This is a genomic window from Longimicrobium sp., assembly GCF_035474595.1.
Lineage (GTDB): Bacteria > Gemmatimonadota > Gemmatimonadetes > Longimicrobiales > Longimicrobiaceae > Longimicrobium.
Genome location: NZ_DATIND010000138.1, coordinates 18,867 through 38,328, shown reverse-complemented (window position 1 = coordinate 38,328; position 19,462 = coordinate 18,867). Strand labels below are relative to the sequence as shown.

Here is a 19,462-nt window from a genome sequence, read left to right as displayed (position 1 = left end):
AAGTCGCAGCAACAACTACGGGAAGCCTCGCAAACTGCGCGAGGCTGATCCGCTCATTCTGTGGCATCAGCGCTCACGACCACTGTCCTTTCATCCTCCGTGGTCGCGCGCAGCGCGGTGTTCGACTCAGGATGACGTCTCGTTTCTCGCGTTTCGATCGGACGGTCACTTTGCTTTTCTCGATCGGGCCCGATACGCATCATCCCCAGTCCAGGGGTTGACCGAATCCGGCATTCGCGGCGACTTTTCGAGCGCTCCGGCAATCCCTATCCCCAATCTCCGTCTACTTTTAAGCGAGCTCCCATGAAGCAGGTCGCATGGCTCTTCGCGCTTGGCGCGGCCCTGTGCGCCGCGCCCGCCGCCGCACGCGCGCAGACCCACACGCACGAGGACCGCGGCGTCCGCGTCGACTCCCACCAGGACCGCGAGGAGCTGCGCCGGATGATGCAGCCGTACGTGGATTCCGCGCGCGCGACCTGGCCCGCCGTGCGCCAGCGCTTCCAGGCGGGGATGGGACCGAAGCAGCAGCTCTTCGCGGTCACGCGCCTGCACGACATGGCCGGGCACGAGGAGCAGGTGTTCATCGGCGTCGAGCGCATCGCGGACGGGCGCGTGCACGGCCGCATCTACAGCCAGATCGAGCTGGTGGACGGCTTCACCTACGGCCAGCAGCACGACTTCGCCGAGGCCGACCTGGTCGACTGGCTGGTCATGCGCGAGGACGGCGGCATGGAAGGCAACTTCGTCGGCCGCTTCCTGCAGGGGCTGGAACAGCAGTGACTTCCGTCATCACACGACGACGAGCGGCCGGGGCACGTGTCCCGGCCGTTTTGCTGTCGGGAGATGTAAATCTTTCGTAAGAAACGGGCAGCGCCCGTTTCCGCGGCATCTTCCCTGCCCCACCTTCCGGGCGAGCTCTCCCGGGCGACTCGGACGCGGGAGACGAGCCATCTCCACGAAAGCGCGACCATGACCCAGCCGATCGACATCACCCGCGGGCGCGCGAGCGCCGGCTCGCACGCCGACGGGGTGCGGCAGCCCGGCGGCGCGGAGCCGTACTACGTGAGCGCCGGGCGCGAGGTGGAGGTGTTCGCCGCCTGCGCCGAGCGCGGCCTGCCGGTGATGCTGAAGGGCCCCACGGGGTGCGGAAAGACGCGCTTCGTGGAGCACATGGCGTGGCGGCTGAAGCGGCCGCTGGTGACCATCGCCTGCCACGACGACCTGTCGGCCAGCGACCTCACCGGGCGCTACCTGATCCGCGGCGGCGAGACGGTGTGGACCGACGGCCCGCTGACCACCGCCGTGCGGCTGGGCGCCATCTGCTACCTGGACGAGGTGGTCGAGGCGCGGCAGGACACGGTGGTCGTCATCCACCCGCTCACCGACGATCGCCGGCTCCTTCCCATCGACAAGACCGGCGAGCTGATCGAGGCCGCGCCGGGGTTCCAGCTCGTCATCTCCTACAACCCCGGCTACCAGCACGCGCTGAAGGACCTGAAGCCCAGCACCCGCCAGCGCTTCGTCTCGCTGGAGTTCGACTTTCCTCCGCCCGAGGCCGAGTCGGCCATCGTCGCGCACGAGAGCGGCGTGGACGAGGCGACGGCGGCGCGGCTGGTGCGCCTGGCCGCGCGCGTCCGCAACCTGCGCGACCAGGGGCTGGCCGAGGCGCCCAGCACGCGCCTCCTGGTCTCCACCGCGCGATTGATCGCGGGCGGCATCCCCGCGGCGGAGGCGTGCCGCGCCGGCCTGGTGGCCCCGCTCACCGACGACCCCGACCTCCTGGGCGCCATCTCCGACCTCATCACCGCGACGTTGTAGGGAGATGGGGATGGGTTTCTTCGCCCGGCTGCGCGGCTCGGGACGTGAGTCTCGGGACGATGCGCCGCCGCCCGTCGCGCTCGAGGACGTGCGGCGGCGGCTGGAGCTGCTCCTGGCCGCCGTCTATGGCCGCCCGATCCCCGTCGCCGCGGCGGAGGCGCCGCGCCCGCCGGGGGTGATGCGCCGCCTCTTCGGCCGCACCCCCGCGCATCTCCAGTCCACCGACGCGCTCCCCGCCAGCGACGGCGAGCGCGTCCTCCTCCCCCCGCAGCTCGCGGCGGACGGCGACGCGATCGCGCGCTACCGGCTGATGGCGGTGCAGCAGGCCGAGCGGCTGGCGCGCGGCACCGTCACCGCGCTTTCGGGAGACGAGCCGCCGCTCGTCCGCGACCTGTATCTCCTGGCCGAGAGCGCCGCGGTGGACGATGCGATCGCCCGCACCGCGCCCGGGCTGGCCGGAGCGCAGGCGGCGGAGCGCGCGGCCGCCCTCGCGCGGCGCCCGGATGCCGACGCGCTCACCGGCACCGAGCGCGAGGTGGAGCGGCTGGTGCGCGGCGTCCTCTCCGCCGCGCCGGGCGCGGGGACGGCGGATCTCCCCGCATCCCCCGCTCCCGCCGAGTCGCTGGCGTGGGCGCGGGCGACGGCGGCGCGGCTGAAGGCGTCCGGATCGCGCTACCGTGGCATCTCCCCCGTAACCGGGTGGGGAACGGTGCTCCGCGCGACCGCCGCCGCCCTCGCCGCGGCGCAGCCGCCGCGCCCCGACGCGATGCTGGCGGAGCGCGGCTTCTGGGGGAACGACAGCAAGCGCGGCGGCCTGGGCGGCGGGGCCGACACGCCGAAGCCCACCGGGCCCGTGGCGATGCTGGACGAGCCCTCCGACGAGCCGCTGGACGCGCCGGCCACCAGCGGTTCGGCCGGCGGCGGGGTGGACCGGCCGGTCCATTCCGCCGCAACCAACCCGTCGTCCCCCGCCGCCGAGGGCGGAACGTCGTCGCAGGGCGAGCACGCGGGCCCGGGGATCGTCTACCCCGAGTGGGACCACGAGGCCAACGGCTACCGCCGGCGCGGCGCGTGGGTCCGCATCGCCCCCACCGTTCCCGGCGACGGCGGCGAGTGGGGGCGGCTGGTGCTGCAGGCGCACGCGCCGACGGTGCGCCGCCTGCGCGAGCAGTTCGAGCGGCTGCGCGCCCGCCGCCAGCGCCTGAACCGGCAGCGCGACGGCGAGGAGCTGGACCTGGCCGCCTGCGTGCGCGCGCTGGTGGACCTGCGCACCGGCCACACCGTGAGCGACCGCCTGTACGCCGCGGTGCGCCCGGCACGGCGCGAGCTGGCCATCCTGCTGCTGGTGGACATCAGCGGATCGACCAGCGAGCCGATGGCCACCGGCGGGCGCATCATCGACGTGGAGCGCGAGGCGCTGCTCCTGGCCAGCGAGGCATTCGACGCGCTGGGCGACCGGTACGCGGTGATGACCTTCTCCGGGAAGAACGCCAGCAACGTGCGGATGCGCGTGGTGAAGGACTTCGGCGAGCGCAACGGCGCGGAGGTGCGCGGGCGGGTGGCGGCGCTGCAGCCCGAGGGGTTCACACGGATGGGCGCGGCCATCCGCCACGCGTCGGCGGTGCTGGCGCGGCAGGGCGCGAAGCACCGGCTGCTCCTCATCCTCTCCGACGGCAAGCCGAACGACGACGACCACTACCGCGGCCGCTTTGCCGTGGAAGACACGCGCCAGGCCGTGGCCGAGGCGCGCGCGGCCGGCATCTTCCCGTTCTGCCTGACGGTGGACGTAAAGGCGGCCGACTACCTCCCCCGCATCTTCGGCCGCGCCGGCCACATGATCCTGCACCACCCCGAGCACCTGCCGCTCGCGCTGCTGAACGTCGTCCGCGGCCTGCTGCGGGGGTGATGCGGACCACCCGCGACGGAGCCCGGTCTCGCGACGCGAAAGGCGGCTGAAGCCGCCTTTCGCCACACGAGGCGTCTCCCACGATCAAGCGGCCGGAGCATCTCTGCCCCGGCCGCTCGCATTTGCGCACCCGCCTGCGATCGATCGTGAGGAAATTCGCAGGGGCTGCCGGCCGCGCCTACCCGTTCGCGTGACAGACGCGGCCCCAAAGATCGCCGCTAGACTGGCGCGTCGTTCCGTGCGTCCGCCCGTCGAGAGCGAAGCCAGCGGCCGAAGCTCGCATCGCTCTCGCCGCTTCCCCGCCCCGCCAGCAGCCCCTCGATGCCGACGTGCTCGTCGAGGTCGGGCCATTCGATCGCGTAGCCGCCGCCGAGCAGCTGCCAGTTCTCGCGCTCCGCGGGGGTGCCGTGCACCAGCCGCGGAAACCACGACAGCGGCACGCTGATCGTCCGGTCGTCGGTCAGATGCACCGTCAGGCGGTCTTCGGAGACTTCCACGCTCGCGGCGGCCGGTTCAGTCTCCAGTACCAAATGTAGTCATCCCAAGCGCTCCTGAGCTTCTCCTGGTGTTCTATCACCAGTCGTGCCAGCGAGTTCAACTCCTGATCGGGAAAGCCTCTGTTCTTCGCGAGGCTGACGGGATCCAACCAGAACTTCGCTACGAGCGTGCCGCGGGTGGCGTGAATGTGGCGGGGTTCCAGACGGTCCGTGCTGAAGAAGCGGAATTTGTAAGGGCCGACGGTCAGAACCGTCGGCACCGCCGTCCGTGAGCGGAAATCACGCGCATCATCGAATCGCCTCCAGTTCCATCATCACCGTGAATGACGCCGATGAAGAAAGGGAACGAAGGGGTAACGTTTCGACCTCGGCCACACAAGGGGGCCGTCGCGTTCTTCCCGCTGTAGCAGCGTTGGACTCTCCCGCCACGCCGCACCCCACACGCCACGATCCCCCGGCCGCTCACCCGCCCTTCCGGCCCGCCCGCATCACTGCCCCGCCCGCTCGCCCACACTCCTTATCCGCCGCTCGCCGATGCGCGTATCCTGCGCCTCGCACCGGTCCCGCGCGCCCATCGGCGGCGCGGTGAGGGCCGCGCAGGCGGGGCGTCCCGTCTCACTCCCATCCCCATTCGCGGAGAGGTTTCCGGAAGCCGCCAGGCAGCAGCAAGGGTGCGATCCGACCCGGGTCGTGCCCGGAACACACGGGGGTGCCGGACGGCAGCCCCACACCACCCACGCAGTCGCTCCAGGAGAAGCTCCATGCGCCTGACCCACATCGCCGCGTTCGCCGCCGTCGCCGTGCTGGCCGCCTGCCAGGACTCGCCCACCACCCTTCAGTCCGCGAAGGGCACGCAGCCGGACCTGTCGATCGTCAAGGTCTACAAGCCCGCCGAGTACGCCGCGCACGGCATCGCCGACCCCACCGTGCACAACAGCGACGGCCCGCGGATGGTGATCGACGGGCCGTGCTACCCGGACGACCCGACCTCGTGCGGCGGCAGCGACCCCGGCGGCACGTACACGCCGCCGCGCGCCTCGCTCGACTACTTCACCTCGAACACCCACACCAACAACGGCGTGACCAAGACGTCGCAGATGTGGACGTACTCGCAGGCGCACACGAACATGGAGTCGATGGTGCTGCGGGTGAGCTACCAGACCGTGGGCGCGCAGGACTGGAAGGGATGCGGCGCCACCCCCTCGCAGTTCGACAGCGACTACATGGTGGCGTTCGGCAGCCCGCAGGAGCTGGACGCCTCGCGCACGGCCTCCTACCCGTCCAGCGCCGCCTTCGTCTGGCGCATCTCCGTGCAGCACACCTTCACGGCCAACTACGGCTACACGGTCGACGGCACCAACCGGAGCCACACCTTCGGCTCGTCGAACACGACCTGCTGGTGATCCGATCCGGGAGGGCGCGGTCCGCACCAGGGACCGCGTCCTCCCGCGCTTTCCGCGCACCCTCACCTTCATCGCCGCGCGCATGATGCTCCGCCGTCTGGCCCTCCCCATCGCCCCGCTCTGCCTGCTGGCCGCCTGCGACCCCGCCCCGCGCGAGGCGCAGGCGGCTCCCGCCGCTGCCTGGTCGGCGGCGCGGGCGGCGCCGGCGCTCTCCCACGCGCTGAACCGCGGCGCGTCGCCCGCGGCGGCGGTGGTGGACGGCGCGGGAACGCTGCACGCCGTGTTCGCCGCCGACACGGACCACGACGGCTGGGCCGACCTGCTCCAGTACGCCCGCCTGGACTCCGCCGGCTGGTCCGCCCCGGTGCCGCTGGCCGGCGGCGGCCCGCTGGCCGAGGCGCCGCAGCTGGCGATCGGGGGAGACGGGACGCTGCACCTGCTCTGGTACGCGCACACGGGCACCGCGTCGCCGCCCGGCATCCCCACCGAGCTGATGCACCGCGCGCTGGACGGCGGGCGCTGGTCGGAGCCCCGGGTGCTGTACCGCGAGCCCCTTCCCGCGGGGATCCCCGACCTGTCGCTCTCCGCCGCCACCGGGCCGGACGGCGCGGTCGAGGTACTGTTCCAGGCGCAGGGGCGCGGCATCGGCCACCTTACGCTGCGCGGCCGATCCGCCTCCGCGCCGGAGTTCCTGGACCACGACGGGCGGATGACGGCGTTCGCGTCGGCCCCGGCCGGGCGCCCGCTCCAGCTCGCCTACATCGGCGAGGCCGTGTCGCCGCTGCGGCCGAGCGCGGAGAACGACGTGTTCGTGCGCCCGCTCCGCTCGCGGCTGGCCTGGCCCGACGTGGAGGTGCACTCCGTGGCGCGCCGCTACTCGCATTTTCCGCAGATGGTGGAAGACGGAGACGGGGGATGGCACCTGTTCTGGCTGGAGGACACCGACGGCGACGTCTTCCCCGAGGCGCTCTTCCACGCCGTCTCGCGCGACGGGCGCAATTGGGGGGATGCGGAAGACGTCACGCCGGCGGCGCTGCGCGGCGGCGTGTTCTACCGCGCGGCCGTCGTCCGGGGCGCGGGCGGCCGCATCCACGTCGTCCTCCGCCACACCCGCGACCCCGGTAAGGGCGACGGCCTCTACGCGTTCACGATGGAGGGCGATGCGCCGTCCCCGCTGGCGACGCTCGCGGCACCCGGCCAGCTCGGTGGCGGCGACGCGCAGCTCGTCCCCGACGCGCGCCACGGCCGGGTGATCGCCCTCTGGCGCGGCACGGACGGCACCGTCCGCTGGGTCACGCACGGGGGCTGAACGATTCCGGCACGCGCTCCCGCTCGAATCGATCGCTGAACGACGGGTTCCACGCAGAGGGGCAGAGAAGCAGAGGAGGGATCTCTCTGCTACTCTGCTTCCCTGCGTGGAACCCGTCTTTTCTTGCCGTCCCGATCCGTCTGCATCTAAACGTTCTCTCGCTGCGTACGGATCGGGCGGCGCCGCGGATGTGGCGCGCGGCGGCCCATCTTCCGCCGCTCCCACCGCCGTCGGACCGGCGAGGCGTGGAGGAGAACGCACCTTGAATCCGCCCCGGACGACGCGCATCTTTGCGGCTTCACCCGCCACTTCCGGACCCCGGCAGAATGCCCTCTGCGCCCCGCCCGCTCGCCCTCGCCGCACATACAGCCGCGCCGTCCCCCGGCCGTAGCATGAACCCGCGCGCCGCAGCATCCGCCGCCAGCACCGAGCCGATTTCGCCACCGGAAGCACCATCCCCCGCCCGCAATTCCGCGTGGACGGCGGCGGCCGCGCTGGGCGCGTGGTTCGCCGTGAACCTGGCGATGCTGGCGCCCGACTTCGGGGGCGCGGTGCTGCGCGGCGGGCGGCACGCCACGCCGGCGCTCGCCCTGCTGCTGGCGGTGCCGTCGTCGCTGGTGCTGGCGGCGGCGGGATGGGCGGCGTTCCGGCTGACGCGGCTGCACCCCGTTGCCCGGCGCGGGCTGGCCCGTTCGCTGGCCCTGCACGCCAGCGCGGCGCTGGGCTTCGCGGCGCTCGACGTGGGCGTGCGCAAGGCCGAGCGGCTGCTGCTGGCCGACCCCGGCCCCGGCTTCGCCGCCGCGCGCGACGCGGGCGAGCTGGCCGCGGTGGTGATGCTGTACGCGGCGCTGGCCGTGGCCGCGCACGCGGTGGAGTACGCGCGGCGCTACCGCGAGCGGCGCCTGGCCGCGCTGCGCCTGCAGGCATCGCTCGCGCGCGCCGAGCTGGAGCGTGCCTCCGCCGAGCTGCGCGTGCTGAAGCTGCAGCTCACCCCGCACTTCCTGTTCAACTCCCTGCACGCCGCCTCCGCGCTGGTGCTCCACGCGCCGGACGACGCCGGGCGGATGGTGGCGCGCCTGGCCGACCTGCTGCGCCACGCCGCCGGCCGCGCGGGCACCTGGGAGGTGCCGCTGGACGAGGAGGTCCGCACGCTGGCGGCGTTCCTGGAGGTGGAGGAGATCCGCCTGGGCGGCCGGCTGCGGGTGGAGTGGGAGATCGAGGGCGACGCGCGCCGCGCCTGGGTCCCGCACATGGTGCTGCAGCCGCTGGCCGAGAACGCGGTGAAGCACGGCCTGGCCGGGCGCCCGGACGGCGGCTGCGTCCGCGTCTCCGCGCGCCGCGCCGGCGGCTGGCTGGAGCTGGCCGTCAGCGACGACGGCGTGGGATTGGAAGCCGCCGCGGATCACCGCGCGCCGGGCGCGGGGATCGGCACCGCCAACACCCGCGCCCGCCTCGCCCAGTTGTATGGCGACGCGCAGGCGCTGGAGATCGCCCCCGCGGCGGGCGGCGGAACGCGCGTGTCGCTGCGCCTGCCGTGGCACGAGGCGCCGATGCCCGCCCCGGCGCTCGAGGCTGCGCCCGCGGAGACCCTGGACGCGCGCGACGACCGCCGGTTCCGGGTGAAGCGGATCGCGGCGGCGGTGCTCTTCCTGGTCCTCTGGCGCAGCGCGTACGCGGGGATGCTCGGCCTCGCCGTCCGCCCCCACCGCATCGTGGGCGCGGCGGAGGCGGCGGTGTGCGGGATGCTGAACGCGGCGCTGCTCGCGCTTCTCCTCTTCTCCGCCGCCGTGTCGGCCCGGCGCGCCCCGGCGGCGGGGCGGCGCGGGGTGTGGCGGCACGTACGCGCGGCGCTCGGGCTGAGCGCGGCCGTGGCGCTGGAGCGCAACCTCTGCCTGGTGGCGTGGGGATCGCCCGCCGCCGTGCTCGCCTCCCCCGCCGTGCTGCGCGCGATGGCGACCGAGGCCGCCGCGTGGGCGGGCGCGTACGCGGCGGTCTCGCTGGTCTCGCACGCGCTGGAGTACGCGCGCCGCTCCCGCGCGGGCGAGGCGGCCGGGCTGCGCCTGCAGGCCTCGCTCGCGCGCGCCGAGCTGCAGCGCACCTCGGCCGAGCTGCGCGGGCTGCAGATGCGGGTGAACCCCGCCTTCCTCTTCACCGCGCTGGATGCCGTGGCCTCGCGCGTGCACCACGCCCCGGCCGACGCCGAGCGCATGGTGGTGCGCCTGGCCGACCTGCTGCGCCGCGCCATGGCCGCCCGCGGCGAGCGCGAGGTGCCGCTGGAGGAGGAGATGCGCGCGCTGGAGCCCTTCCTCGAGGTCGAGCGCATCCGCCTCCGCGGCCGGCTGCGGGTGGAGTGGGAGATGGAGGACGATGCGCTCGACGCCCTCATCCCCCCCACCCTCCTGCAGCCGCTGGTTGCGGATGCGGTCGCCGCCGCGGGAGAGGGCGAGGCGCGCGTCACCCTGTCCGCGCGGAGATGCGGGGAGATGCTGGAGATCGGGGTGCGCGGCGGCGATCCGTCCACGGATCCATCCGGCGGCGACGCGGCGGGGGAGATCCGCGACCGTCTCTCCCAGTTCTACGGCGGGGACGAGGTGGAGGTCGTGCGGGGCGACGGCATCGTCATCCGCCTTCCCTGGCACGAGGAGCCGTGGCCTGCGACGACGGCGGCGCGGACGGAGGCGGTGCCGCGATGACGGAGCTGATCCGCACGCTGGTGGTGGATGACGACGCCCTTTCGCGCCAGCGCATCCGCGCCTTCCTGGAACGCGAGGACGACATCGAGGTCGTGGGCGAGTGCGTGGACGGCGCCGAGGCCATCCCCCGCATCCGCGCCGAGCGCCCGGACCTGGTCTTCCTGGACGTGCAGATGCCCGGCGTGGACGGCTTCGGCGTGGTCGAGGCCATCGGCGCCGAGCGCATGCCGGTGACGGTGTTCGCCTCGGCGTACGTGGAGTTCGCGCTGCGCGCCTTCGAGGCGTACGCGCTGGACTACCTGCTGAAGCCGTTCGACGAGGAGCGCTTCGGGCGCACGCTGGCCCGCGCCCGCGAGGCCGCGCGCTCGCGCCGCAGCGTGCAGGACCCGCGGCTGGACGCGCTGGTGCGCTTCCTCCAGGCGCCCGCGCGGCCCGAGTATCCGCAGCTGATGGCCATCAAGGGCGGCGACCAGTACAAGTTCGTGGAGGTGGCCGACATCGACTGGATCGAGGCCGACGGCAACTACATCCGCCTGCACATCGGCAAGCAGGAGCGGCTGGTGCACAAGTCGCTGCAGGAGATGGAGGAGCATCTCCTCGATCCATCGAAGTTCGTGCGCATCCACCGCTCCACCATCGTGAACCTGTCGCGCATCGCCAGCGTGGAGCCGCTCTTCCACCGCGAGCTGTCGGTGGCGCTGAAGGACGGCACCCGCCTGGTCTGCAGCCGCCGCTACCGCCCCCGCCTCCAGGAGCGCGTCTACTTCACCGGGTGAGCCGGGAAGATAGACGCGATATCAACCGAGACGTCATCCTGAGGCCGGCCACGCCGCAACCACGTCCGCGCAGACATTTGCAGGCCGAAAGATCTATCGCCCGTCACGCACGTCACTCGGTGATGCGCACCGGGATCGTCCACCGGATTCCGTGCAAGACGGTCGTCGCAGGGATCTCACGCGGAGACGCGGAGACGCGGAGACGCGGAGGATGCCTCCCCGCATCTCCGCGTCTCCAGTGTCGTGCACGATCGCGCCGCCGCTCAGGGTGCGAGCATGGTCTTGGGGATGGGGTCCGTCATCCAGTGCCACGCCCCGTTGAAGAACTCCCACCAGCCGTTGGGCCCCGGATTCAGCGTCGGCGTGGTGCCGGGATCGGTGCCGCCGGTGATCCCGGTATCCTCGCCCGTGCCGCTGCCGCCACCGCCGCCGCCGTAGCCGCCACCGCCGCCGTAGCCGCCGCCGTCATCGTTATAGGGATCCGCGGTCTGGTAGTACATGATGCGCTCTGGAGTGGGTGATGAGATGGGTCCGCCGGAGTGGGCAAGGGCCGGGCGGAATGACTCCGCACGCCGCGCGAAGCCGTTGCTCCACAACAGCTTGCCGTGGGTAGGATCGCGATGGAAGCGTGCGCACATAGATAACAGCGCGAAACATTCGGCGCTACGAGCCATGGACGAGCGGCCCGGCGGAGTATTCGGGCGGCCACGACGGGCGGGCGAACGGCACGCGCGGCTTCCGGTGCGCCCGGCACCGCCGCCGCCACGGGAGATGCGGGAATTCTGGAGATGGTGCCGGTCCAACGGCTTCGGACGCATCCCCGACGAAACACTTGGTGATTTCGCGGGGGCGTCGTAAGCTTCCCGGCGAGCCATCCCCCTTCCAGGTCCCGCGAAACATGCCGATCCAGATCCTCCTCTACATCACCATCGCCCTGCTGCTCCTCTGCGCGGTGATGCTGGCCCTGCTGCTGCGGCGTGGCGCGCGCACGGATGCGGCGCCGCTGCTGGACGCCCGGCTCTCCGCCGTGGGCGCGGGGCAGGAGCGGACGGAGCGTGCCGTGCGCGAGGAGATCGCCCGCTCGCGCGAGGAAGCCGGCCGCGACGGCCACCTCCTCCGCGGCGAGGTCACCGCCGGCCTGTCGCGCATCGGCGACCAGGTGTTCCAGAACCTGGGCGTGCTCTCCGCGCGCAACGACGAGCAGCTGGCGCAGGTGCTGGGCGCGCTGCGAGAGATGACGGAAACCGGCCAGGACGGCGCCCGCCGCCTGCGCGAGGAGGTGGGCGCCACGCTGAAGGGCGTCAGCGACTCGGTGGTGCGCACGATGGGCGAGATGTCGGCCGCGCAGAAGATGCAGCTGGACGGCTTCGCCACGCAGATCGGCACCCTCACCGCCAGCAGCGGCGAGCAGATGGACCGCCTGCGCCTGACGGTGGAGGGGCGGCTGGACCAGATCCGCGACGACAACACCGCCAAGCTGGAGCAGGTGCGCCAGACGGTGGACGAGAAGCTGCAGGGCGTGCTGGAGCAGCGGCTGGGCGAGAGCTTCCGCGCGGTCAGCGAGCGGCTGGAGCAGGTGCACCGCGGGCTGGGCGAGATGCAGACGCTGGCCAGCGGCGTGGGCGACCTGAAGCGCGTGCTGCAGAACGTGAAGGTGCGCGGCACCTGGGGCGAGGTGCAGCTGGGCAAGCTCCTCGAGCAGGTTCTCACGCCCGAGCAGTACGCCGCCAACGTGGCCACCAACGAGTTCAACGGCGCGCGCGTGGAGTTCGCCATCCGCCTTCCCGGGCACGACCTGGGCCCGGTCTGGCTCCCCATCGACGCCAAGTTCCCGCTCGAGGACTACCAGCGCCTGCTGGACGCGCACGACGCCGGCGACCTGGAGGGGATGGACGCCGCGTCGAAGGCACTGGAGCAGCGGGTGCGCCTCTGCGCGCGTGACATCTCCATGAAGTACCTGAACCCGCCGCAGACCACCGACTTCGCCATCCTCTTCCTCCCCACCGAGGGGCTGTACGGCGAGGTCGTGCGCCGCGTGGGGCTGCTGGACGCGCTGCAGCGCGACAGCCGGGTGATCGTGGCGGGCCCCATCACCCTGTGGGCCATCCTCAACAGCCTGCAGATGGGCTTCCGCACGCTGGCCATCCAGCAGCGCTCCAGCGAGGTGTGGGGGGTGCTGGGCGCGGTGAAGACCGAGTTCGCGCGCTTCGGCGGGGTGCTGGAGAAGGTGCAGAAGAAGCTGCACGCGGCGACGCGCGAGATGGACCAGGCCGGCGTCCGCACCCGCGCCATCGAGCGCAAGCTCCGCGAGGTGCAGGAGCTCCCCCCCGCCGAGGCCGAGCGCCTCATCGCCCTCGACGGCCTGGTCGTGAGCGACGCGGGGGAGGACGAGATCGAGCCGGCGGAGGCTGCAGCGTAGGACGAGATCGCGATTACAGGTAGATGACGGAAGCGGGCGGGATCGATGGAGATCCCGCCCGCTCCTCTGTCTTCGGCCGATGCGTCTCAGCTCACCCACCAGCTCGACCACCCGCTTCGCGGAGCGCCGAAAGCGGGCTCTCCGGCAGTGCGACACCGTTGGCTCCGCCCTATCCCGCCGATGTCCCGAGGCGAACGCCTCGCGCCGGCCTCCAGCGGGTGCCGCCTTCCCCCAACCGGAGGCGGGCTGCGGGTTTGTGCCCATCCGCGAAAACCATGCGTTCCTGGCGCGGCATATGCCAATACCGGGGGCAGCAGGTGATCCTTCTCTTCATGCAGCGACTGACAGGCCACGCACCGCCCCCGGTCATCCCCCGGCGCCTCTCCGGCTCCAGCGCACCATCTCTCCGAAGGCACGGGCTCCATCGCCCTCCCTGCTGTCGTCTCGCTTCCCTCCTTTCATGCTTCTCCCGCGCTCCTGCGCGGCGGTTCCATGCCACACATCAATGGGGTGTCACGCGGCGGGCCATCCCTCCCCCGCGCCTGACCGCCGGATTCCCGGAGGGATGAGGCCGATTCCATCATGAGCGATCTTCATCCGCCACACGAAACGGATCCAATCGAGATCCCCCACAAGCAGACCTGCGCCGACGTGCTGCGGGCCACCAACGAGCAGCTTCGGCGCAGGTGCTCGGGCAGGCGCAACCTGCTGTCGTGCCGGTGCAGCCTCTGCCCCGACGACCGCCTGCCCGTCCTCCTCTCGCAGGCGGACGCGGCGCTCCTCAACACGGCGTACGACGGAAAGGGCGGCGCGCTGACCAGCGGCGCGGACAGCTACTGGGAAGTGGGATCGGGCAAGCCCACCGGCGGGCCGGGCACCGTGTCCGCGTGGGGTCCCGCGCAGGTCGTGAGCTCGCCCAACCCAGCGTGGGTCAAGAGCCCGTTCAGCAACGCTGGCTGGATCTCCACCAAGGGCGTCACGGGCAACGACCTGTACTTCCGCATCCGCTTCAACCTGGGCTCGACCGTCGACCCGGCGGCGTTCGTGCTGGCGATGGACTTCTCCGCCGACAACCGCGTGATGGAGATCTGGGTCAACAACACACCGCAGAGCACGCAGCCCAACGGGGCCGGCAAGCTTCCGGGCGTCTCCCCATCGCAGTACAAGGACGGCGGGCAGGTGCGGATCCGCCTGGACAACCACTGGCAGCCGTGCGGAAACACGATCGTGGTGCACGTAGAGTCGGCGGAAGATCCGGTTGGTTTGCTGGTGCAGAACTCGGCGGAGGTGACGCACGGCGAGGGCGGCTGCGACTGCCGCTGCCAGTGCAGGCCGGTGGAGTTCCCCGCCATCAAGCCGTGCATTACCGTGGCGTGGGGCGACTCGCCGTGCGACTGCATGGAGACCGACGACGTGGAGGTGCTGTGCATCACCGTGTGCAACTGTTACTCGAACGTGGCCTTCCACGACCTCGTCATCGGCCGGATCCAGGTGACGGACCTCGCGGGCAACCCCGTGCCCACCCTGCCGGACGGCACGCCCTCGGTGCAGGTCGTTCCCTCCGGCCCCGTCTGCTTCGGTGATGTCGGGCCCTGCGTGGAGCGCGACCGGCCCACCTGCGTCTCCCGCGAGGTGGTGCTGTACACGCGCGGCGCCGTGGGCAAAGCATACCGGCTCTCGTTCGGGGGCATCTGCTTCACGGTGTGCCACCCGTACCAGGACGAGCAGTGCTTCACCTTCAAGCTCTGCCAGGACTGAGCGGGGCAGCCCGGAAACCCTGGGACGTGGGCGCAGGGTGACGGGATGACCAACGAAGAGGGCCGGCGAGCGATCTCCGGCCCTCTTCGCGTTTCCACTTCGCCCGCCCGGTGCGTCGTGTCCGGAGCTATCTCAAGCGATCAGTTCGTCCACGCGCTTGGCCGAGAAGCCCGCAGTCGCGCGACCGCCGCGGACGACGACGGGGCGGGTGACGAAGGTGTACTCCTCGGCCATCAGCCGCACCAGGTCGTCGTCCGAGAGCTGCTGCTCGTGCAGGCCCAGCTGGCGGTACTTCATCGCGCGCTTCGAGAACAGCTTCTCCACGCCGCCGACCTTCGCGGCCAGCGCGCGCACCTCGTCTTCCGAAAGCGGCTCTTCCTTCAGGTTGCGGTAGCTGCGGATGGAGACGCCCTTCTGCTCCAGGTACGCGGCCGCCTTCTGGCAGGTGGTGCACTCTGCATTTCCGCGTAACCACGGAATGATTTATGTCGCATTGGCAGAAAACCCAGCCTGGGCTTGAGTCGTCATAGGCGCCCCTGAGACAACGTTCCCGTCCAGCGGCTTGAGGGTCTCCATCCCTCGCCATTCCTGTGGATAATCGGCCACATCACCCCCAAAGAGATGTTGTCCCTGCATCTCTAAGGCAAACGAAAGTACCTCGCGAAACTCGGCGATACGCTCAGGACTCGCTCGCCACTTCTCCACGTTGGGCCACGCGCCGGTCGTCTCCAGCGTGTCCACTAAGTGAGCGGCTGCGAAGAACTCCTCAAACGTATCGTGGGCGAACCGCCAGCGCTTCGGCGGACCACCATTGAGAATACCAGCCGCAGCCAAGCTCTTGACCAGGTGCAGCGCTCCGCTCCGCTCCGGTAGTTTCACGCCGAAGAACTCCGTGAGGCGCTGCGAGAGGCTAAGGTTATCGATGGCCGGATCGGGGTGCTGCAACCGGGCGACGAGATCCTCGTGCAGCACTCCTACCCCCCGTAGTCCCGTGTCCAGCAACGACCAGCCCGCGACTCGACCTAGCACCATCCGCCACCCCGCCCATTGTAGCCGCCCACCGTCCCCGTCGACGCCCAACAGACGTCGGAAGTAGCGTTGATACAACCCCGCCCGTGTCCAGTCGTCAGAGGCGGCATCCCTGTCGACTACGGCGAGCGTGAACAACAGGGGTGCAATGGGGAGGTTCCCGAACTTCTCGAGTTGCCGGCGTACGCGCGCTTCCCCGACGGGACCGAGATGGTATCGCGGAAGGAGCAGTGACACGACATCCGGCGACAGGGGAAGAAGGCGAATGGTCGGTACCTCGGGCACATAACCCACCACCGGCCTGCTGGCAATCACAAAGCGGCAACGGATGAAGTCGACGTTCTTCGCTTGGCGGATTAAGGCGTCGAGCGCCGATTCCTTTTCGGCGCTCTCGATCTCGCTGGCCCCGTCAAACAGTATGAGGAAGGCACCGGTCTCAAGCTGTGGGACCAGCGTCTCTGCGGAGACGTCCACCCCGTACTGCTCGCGCAGCACGTCGGCAATCGCCTCGGTTAAGTCTCCCCGGTAGTACGAGGCAGGAACTAGGATGGGACGATAGCCACGCAGTGACTGCGGGAGATTGTTCTGCAGTGCCAGCCATGCGAGCCGTCCCAGAACAGTGGTCTTCCCTGCCCCGCCACTTCCGAGCAACAGCAAGGTCCGCTGCGCCTCCACCGCTTCGGCAATGCGAGTGACCAGGGTCCTCCCCTGCTCCTCTACGTGGATGGGAACCCCTGTGACGTCCTCAGCCGGTAGGCCGAAGAAGCCGGTTCCAGCTTGGCTGATGATCCGGTCCTCGCCGAGGCGCCTCCTGTATCCCAGGAAGAGAGCCCAGCGGGATAGTCCCGGAGCTTCCAGCAGCACCCGGCGCATAACACGCCGTAGCCGCGTCCGTCTCAAGGCGGCGCTCCCACGCCTCCACGCCATAAGGAGAAGCGCGAGCAGCCCCGCCGCATACGTGCCGACACTAACTCCCACAGCTAAGAGCGGTTTGTACCAGAGCGCGTCATGATGGCGTTTGTGCCATTCCACAATGGCGGATACACCGCGGCCGAGCGGCCCTGCACGCGGAATGTTGTCTTGCAGCAAGTAGATACCACGAGTGGTTGTCAGGAACCGCTGACCGCCGATGTCAAACAGACCTTTCAACTCCACTGTATCTGCTCGTTCACCGAGAGAAACCTCCTGAAAATTGGTCCCCCCATTATCGCTCCAGAAAAGCTTGGAATCTCCGCCGGCGATTACCACCTTGGGGTATTCTGGGTCTACCCAGAGGTGTTTGATTGCCCCCGTCACACCGTCTGCCGCCAAGTTACGTATTTCGGGAATACCGCGCCGCCACTCTAGTCTTGCCAATTTACCACTAATCGTTCCAATATACGCGGTATTACCTGCAAATGCGAGGACCTCGACATCATTATTCTCTCCGAACCCTCGAATCGGGATCCATCGTTTCCCCCAGTCCGTGCTTGCCCAGAATGACGTCTCAGTGGGTAGGTAAGACGTGCCTCTGAGGTAGAGTATCGAATCGCGGAGATACACGGCCGGATAGTTTATCCCGGCGAGGCGGATGCCTGAATCAATTTCCGGCATTGGACTCGCAACATCCCAGCCTTGCCCTAAATCGTGCGACACGAGAAGAGAGACAGCCTGAGTCGAATCATTAGTCATCAATACCAGATTGCTATCCTCGCGTGCAAAGGAACGAAGCATGATCCACTGCGTGGAATAGTCCTGGGTTGACGTGCCATGTACACGAGTTAATGCCGTGTACACACACCCAGTGGAGAACGAGTCGCAATGAACCACACGGAAAAGCGTTGTCGCGGACAGTTCTCCCTCATGACCTACGGCATCCCTGAGCGTATCATAATCGCTCGGCAAACGCGACCATTTCGAGGTCCCGGTTAATCGGATGAAAGCACCATTCGACGAAAACGCTACCGTCTGGTTCCCGGAACTCACCATTTTTTCGACTTGGGCCGGAATGCCTTGGCTAGCCGGCTCCCAGTTCGAACTGTCGTGGGCGCTCCGGTATACTCCTTTTTCTGTACTTGCCACGACCCAGCCTGAAATCGAGCGAACGTCGTTTGCCATGGCAGGAGCGCACCGGATCGCAAGTTCTCGTGGCAACCGCAAAGGCGGTGAGCAGTCACTGGGATCTTCACTGTAAAACGTACTGCTACGAACCCCAACGAGGCGCATCTCGCCGGGGAGGTTTTCTACTGCCGTCTGCCAAGTGCGGCCATGATCGCGCGATTCCAAGATTGTGCTGTCCACCTGTGCGTAAAGGGTGTCGCCGGAAGACAGCAATCGAAGCAAGGCGCCGCGTCGTGCACCAACCGCACGCACCGGTCCCGGCAGGAACTCCCATTGAACGCCATCCTCTGAATAGCCTGCCCTTTGTGCATCCGTCGCGTAGATCCCCCGCGTCGTTGATTCGATGTGCCATCGATTGCGCATCAATCCCAGAGAGCGGAAGATGCCGGACAGGAGGTTCCCGCTGTCGGACCGGACACTGCCGCTACTGTCGGACCAGATGTCGCCACCCGTGTTGGACCAGGTATCGCCCCCATCGATGCTGCGAATGATACCGGCGTCCGAAGTCGCGACGAGAGTTTCACCTTTGACCACCATGTCGGTAATGTCCACGGGTGAACTGGCTGACCATGTTCGACCTCCGTCCAGAGAACGGGACCAGCCTGCACCCGCGGCATACAATCGCGTAGGTGTAGTGAAGAGTTGAATTCCCTTAGGGGGAGACGGACCGACTCGCTTCCACGTGAGCCCGTGATCCAAACTGTTGAACGTCCCACTCGGACCGATGGCCACCCAGCCCGCTTCGGTCTCCGCGACACTCCAGATTCTACCCCCATCAGGTGATCGCTGCAGGGTGAGAATGAGTGGATCGGCGCTGCTCCAGCCGCAAGCGCTCAACGTCAGCAATAATCCATATCTGGCCAGGAGTGATCCTGATCGGCGGATTTCGGAGCGGAACACGACGGAATGATTGCTGCTCATTTCTGTCGGATGGGGGATCGGTGGGAAGTTCCGGCGCTTGAGAAGCGGAATTTAGGCACGTTCAATTTGATGTGCTCCACTGCGGGTGCTCACCGAGCAACCTCACCAGCGCTTCCTGGCAAGGAAGTCGTTGCGCACAAACATTGTCAAGTACGGTGAATGGATTCCGGTCAGAACTCGATCCACAACGGCTTTGATCGGCACACAGAGAACCGGAGACATGGAGAACGTCATCGCGCCTTCGATCCGATCCTCTATTCCTCTGTGTGACTCGATGACTCGAAACTGTTCTGAACCGCTCAACCGGAATGGAGCTCGGCGAAATTGGGATGAACCCGACTTGGATCGTATCTCCTGTCGTCGTCAACGCCAACGATTCACGGGTTCCCGAATACACCCGGTGCTTCACCCCACCAACTCGTCCAGCCGCTTCGCCGAGAACCCCGCCGTCGCGCGACCGCCGCGGGCGATGACGGGGCGGGTGACGAAGGTGTACTCCTGCGCCATCAGCCGCACCATCTCGTCCTCCGCGACCTCGCGCTCGTGCAGTCCCATCTGGCGGTACTTCATCGCGCGCTTCGAGAACAGCTTCTCCACGCCGCCGACCTTCGCGGCCAGCGCGCGCACCTCGTCTTCCGATAGCGGCTCTTCCTTCAGGTTGCGGTAGCCGCGGATGGAGACGCCCTTCTGCTCCAGGTACGCGGCCGCCTTCTGGCAGGTGGTGCAGTACGGCAGCCAGTAGACATCGACATTCACGCCGGTGGTCATCGGAGAAGTCCCAGTTGCGGTTCGCGCCGCACCGTCCGGTGCGGCGCGTTCATTTTAGCGTCGGG

15 protein-coding genes are annotated in these 19,462 nt (G+C 69.2%); 9 read left to right on the top strand and 6 right to left on the bottom strand.

Annotation, left to right across the window (positions count from 1 at the left end; genetic code table 11):
- The first annotated feature begins 303 nt into the window (after window positions 1-303).
- The 3 genes from VLK66_RS23835 to VLK66_RS23825 all read left to right on the top strand — a co-directional run bounded on the left by VLK66_RS23835 (window position 304) and on the right by VLK66_RS23825 (window position 3,724).
- Window positions 304-780, top strand: coding sequence for a hypothetical protein (locus VLK66_RS23835; protein ID WP_325311998.1), 477 nt, complete (start codon window positions 304-306; stop codon window positions 778-780).
- 189 nt (window positions 781-969) lie between these two features.
- Complete coding sequence (locus VLK66_RS23830; RefSeq protein WP_325311997.1) at window positions 970-1,818, top strand: CbbQ/NirQ/NorQ/GpvN family protein; 849 nt, start codon at window positions 970-972, stop codon at window positions 1,816-1,818.
- A gap of 10 nt (window positions 1,819-1,828) precedes the next feature.
- Window positions 1,829-3,724, top strand: a complete 1,896-nt coding sequence (locus VLK66_RS23825) for a nitric oxide reductase activation protein NorD (RefSeq protein ID WP_325311996.1) — start codon at window positions 1,829-1,831, stop codon at window positions 3,722-3,724.
- 218 nt (window positions 3,725-3,942) lie between these two features.
- Here VLK66_RS23825 and VLK66_RS23820 read toward each other — a convergent pair whose 3' ends face one another.
- Both VLK66_RS23820 and VLK66_RS28665 read right to left on the bottom strand, forming a co-directional pair.
- Window positions 3,943-4,221, bottom strand: coding sequence for a DUF2442 domain-containing protein (locus tag VLK66_RS23820; RefSeq protein ID WP_325311995.1), 279 nt, complete (start codon window positions 4,219-4,221; stop codon window positions 3,943-3,945).
- Window positions 4,197-4,481: a DUF4160 domain-containing protein gene (locus tag VLK66_RS28665; RefSeq protein ID WP_349260539.1), complete on the bottom strand. Its 285-nt coding sequence runs from the start codon at window positions 4,479-4,481 to the stop codon at window positions 4,197-4,199. Before VLK66_RS28665 ends, VLK66_RS23820 begins: the two co-directional genes overlap by 25 nt.
- Window positions 4,482-4,982: 501 nt before the next feature.
- Between VLK66_RS28665 and VLK66_RS23815 the strand changes: the two genes are divergently transcribed.
- From VLK66_RS23815 to VLK66_RS23800, 4 genes are all read left to right on the top strand, one after another.
- Window positions 4,983-5,624, top strand: coding sequence for a hypothetical protein (locus tag VLK66_RS23815; protein WP_325311994.1), 642 nt, complete (start codon window positions 4,983-4,985; stop codon window positions 5,622-5,624).
- A gap of 82 nt (window positions 5,625-5,706) precedes the next feature.
- The gene (locus VLK66_RS23810; protein ID WP_325311993.1) at window positions 5,707-6,933 is read left to right on the top strand and encodes a hypothetical protein; all 1,227 of its coding nucleotides are present in this window, start codon (window positions 5,707-5,709) and stop codon (window positions 6,931-6,933) included.
- Between the two features lie 392 nt (window positions 6,934-7,325).
- The gene (locus tag VLK66_RS23805) at window positions 7,326-9,626 is read left to right on the top strand and encodes a sensor histidine kinase (RefSeq protein ID WP_325311992.1); all 2,301 of its coding nucleotides are present in this window, start codon (window positions 7,326-7,328) and stop codon (window positions 9,624-9,626) included.
- On the top strand, window positions 9,623-10,402 hold the full coding sequence (locus VLK66_RS23800; protein WP_325311991.1) for a LytTR family DNA-binding domain-containing protein: 780 nt from the start codon (window positions 9,623-9,625) through the stop codon (window positions 10,400-10,402). Before VLK66_RS23805 ends, VLK66_RS23800 begins: the two co-directional genes overlap by 4 nt.
- Window positions 10,403-10,665: 263 nt before the next feature.
- On the opposite strand, the gene VLK66_RS23795 is transcribed toward VLK66_RS23800, so the two are convergent.
- On the bottom strand, window positions 10,666-10,902 hold the full coding sequence (locus VLK66_RS23795; protein WP_325311990.1) for a hypothetical protein: 237 nt from the start codon (window positions 10,900-10,902) through the stop codon (window positions 10,666-10,668).
- A gap of 398 nt (window positions 10,903-11,300) precedes the next feature.
- Here VLK66_RS23795 and VLK66_RS23790 point away from each other — a divergent pair, with 398 nt between their 5' ends.
- Both VLK66_RS23790 and VLK66_RS23785 read left to right on the top strand, forming a co-directional pair.
- Window positions 11,301-12,821 (top strand): DNA recombination protein RmuC, encoded by a 1,521-nt coding sequence (locus VLK66_RS23790; RefSeq protein ID WP_325311989.1) that lies wholly within the window; start codon window positions 11,301-11,303, stop codon window positions 12,819-12,821.
- Window positions 12,822-13,403: 582 nt separating this feature from the next.
- Window positions 13,404-14,579 carry a hypothetical protein gene (locus tag VLK66_RS23785; RefSeq protein ID WP_325311988.1) on the top strand — a complete coding sequence of 392 codons (1,176 nt, stop codon included), beginning with the start codon at window positions 13,404-13,406 and terminating at the stop codon, window positions 14,577-14,579.
- A gap of 132 nt (window positions 14,580-14,711) precedes the next feature.
- Here VLK66_RS23785 and VLK66_RS23780 read toward each other — a convergent pair whose 3' ends face one another.
- The 3 genes from VLK66_RS23780 to VLK66_RS23770 form a co-directional block, all read right to left on the bottom strand.
- Window positions 14,712-15,059, bottom strand: coding sequence for an arsenate reductase family protein (locus VLK66_RS23780; RefSeq protein ID WP_325312000.1), 348 nt, complete (start codon window positions 15,057-15,059; stop codon window positions 14,712-14,714).
- 3 nt (window positions 15,060-15,062) lie between these two features.
- Entirely contained in the window at window positions 15,063-18,260 is a 3,198-nt protein-coding gene (locus VLK66_RS23775) for a hypothetical protein (RefSeq protein WP_325311987.1), read from the bottom strand.
- A 774-nt stretch (window positions 18,261-19,034) separates the two neighbouring features.
- Window positions 19,035-19,397 (bottom strand): arsenate reductase family protein, encoded by a 363-nt coding sequence (locus VLK66_RS23770; protein ID WP_325311986.1) that lies wholly within the window; start codon window positions 19,395-19,397, stop codon window positions 19,035-19,037.
- Window positions 19,398-19,462 lie beyond the last annotated feature (65 nt).

Coding starts and splice junctions, on each gene's coding strand:
- VLK66_RS23835 (WP_325311998.1), top strand. CDS start 304: ATGAAGCAGGTCGCATGGCTCTTCGCGCTTGGCGCGGCCCTGTGCGCC.
- VLK66_RS23830 (WP_325311997.1), top strand. CDS start 970: ATGACCCAGCCGATCGACATCACCCGCGGGCGCGCGAGCGCCGGCTCG.
- VLK66_RS23825 (WP_325311996.1), top strand. CDS start 1,829: ATGGGTTTCTTCGCCCGGCTGCGCGGCTCGGGACGTGAGTCTCGGGAC.
- VLK66_RS23815 (WP_325311994.1), top strand. CDS start 4,983: ATGCGCCTGACCCACATCGCCGCGTTCGCCGCCGTCGCCGTGCTGGCC.
- VLK66_RS23810 (WP_325311993.1), top strand. CDS start 5,707: ATGATGCTCCGCCGTCTGGCCCTCCCCATCGCCCCGCTCTGCCTGCTG.
- VLK66_RS23805 (WP_325311992.1), top strand. CDS start 7,326: ATGAACCCGCGCGCCGCAGCATCCGCCGCCAGCACCGAGCCGATTTCG.
- VLK66_RS23800 (WP_325311991.1), top strand. CDS start 9,623: ATGACGGAGCTGATCCGCACGCTGGTGGTGGATGACGACGCCCTTTCG.
- VLK66_RS23795 (WP_325311990.1), bottom strand. CDS start 10,902: ATGTACTACCAGACCGCGGATCCCTATAACGATGACGGCGGCGGCTAC.
- VLK66_RS23790 (WP_325311989.1), top strand. CDS start 11,301: ATGCCGATCCAGATCCTCCTCTACATCACCATCGCCCTGCTGCTCCTC.
- VLK66_RS23785 (WP_325311988.1), top strand. CDS start 13,404: ATGAGCGATCTTCATCCGCCACACGAAACGGATCCAATCGAGATCCCC.
- VLK66_RS23770 (WP_325311986.1), bottom strand. CDS start 19,397: ATGACCACCGGCGTGAATGTCGATGTCTACTGGCTGCCGTACTGCACC.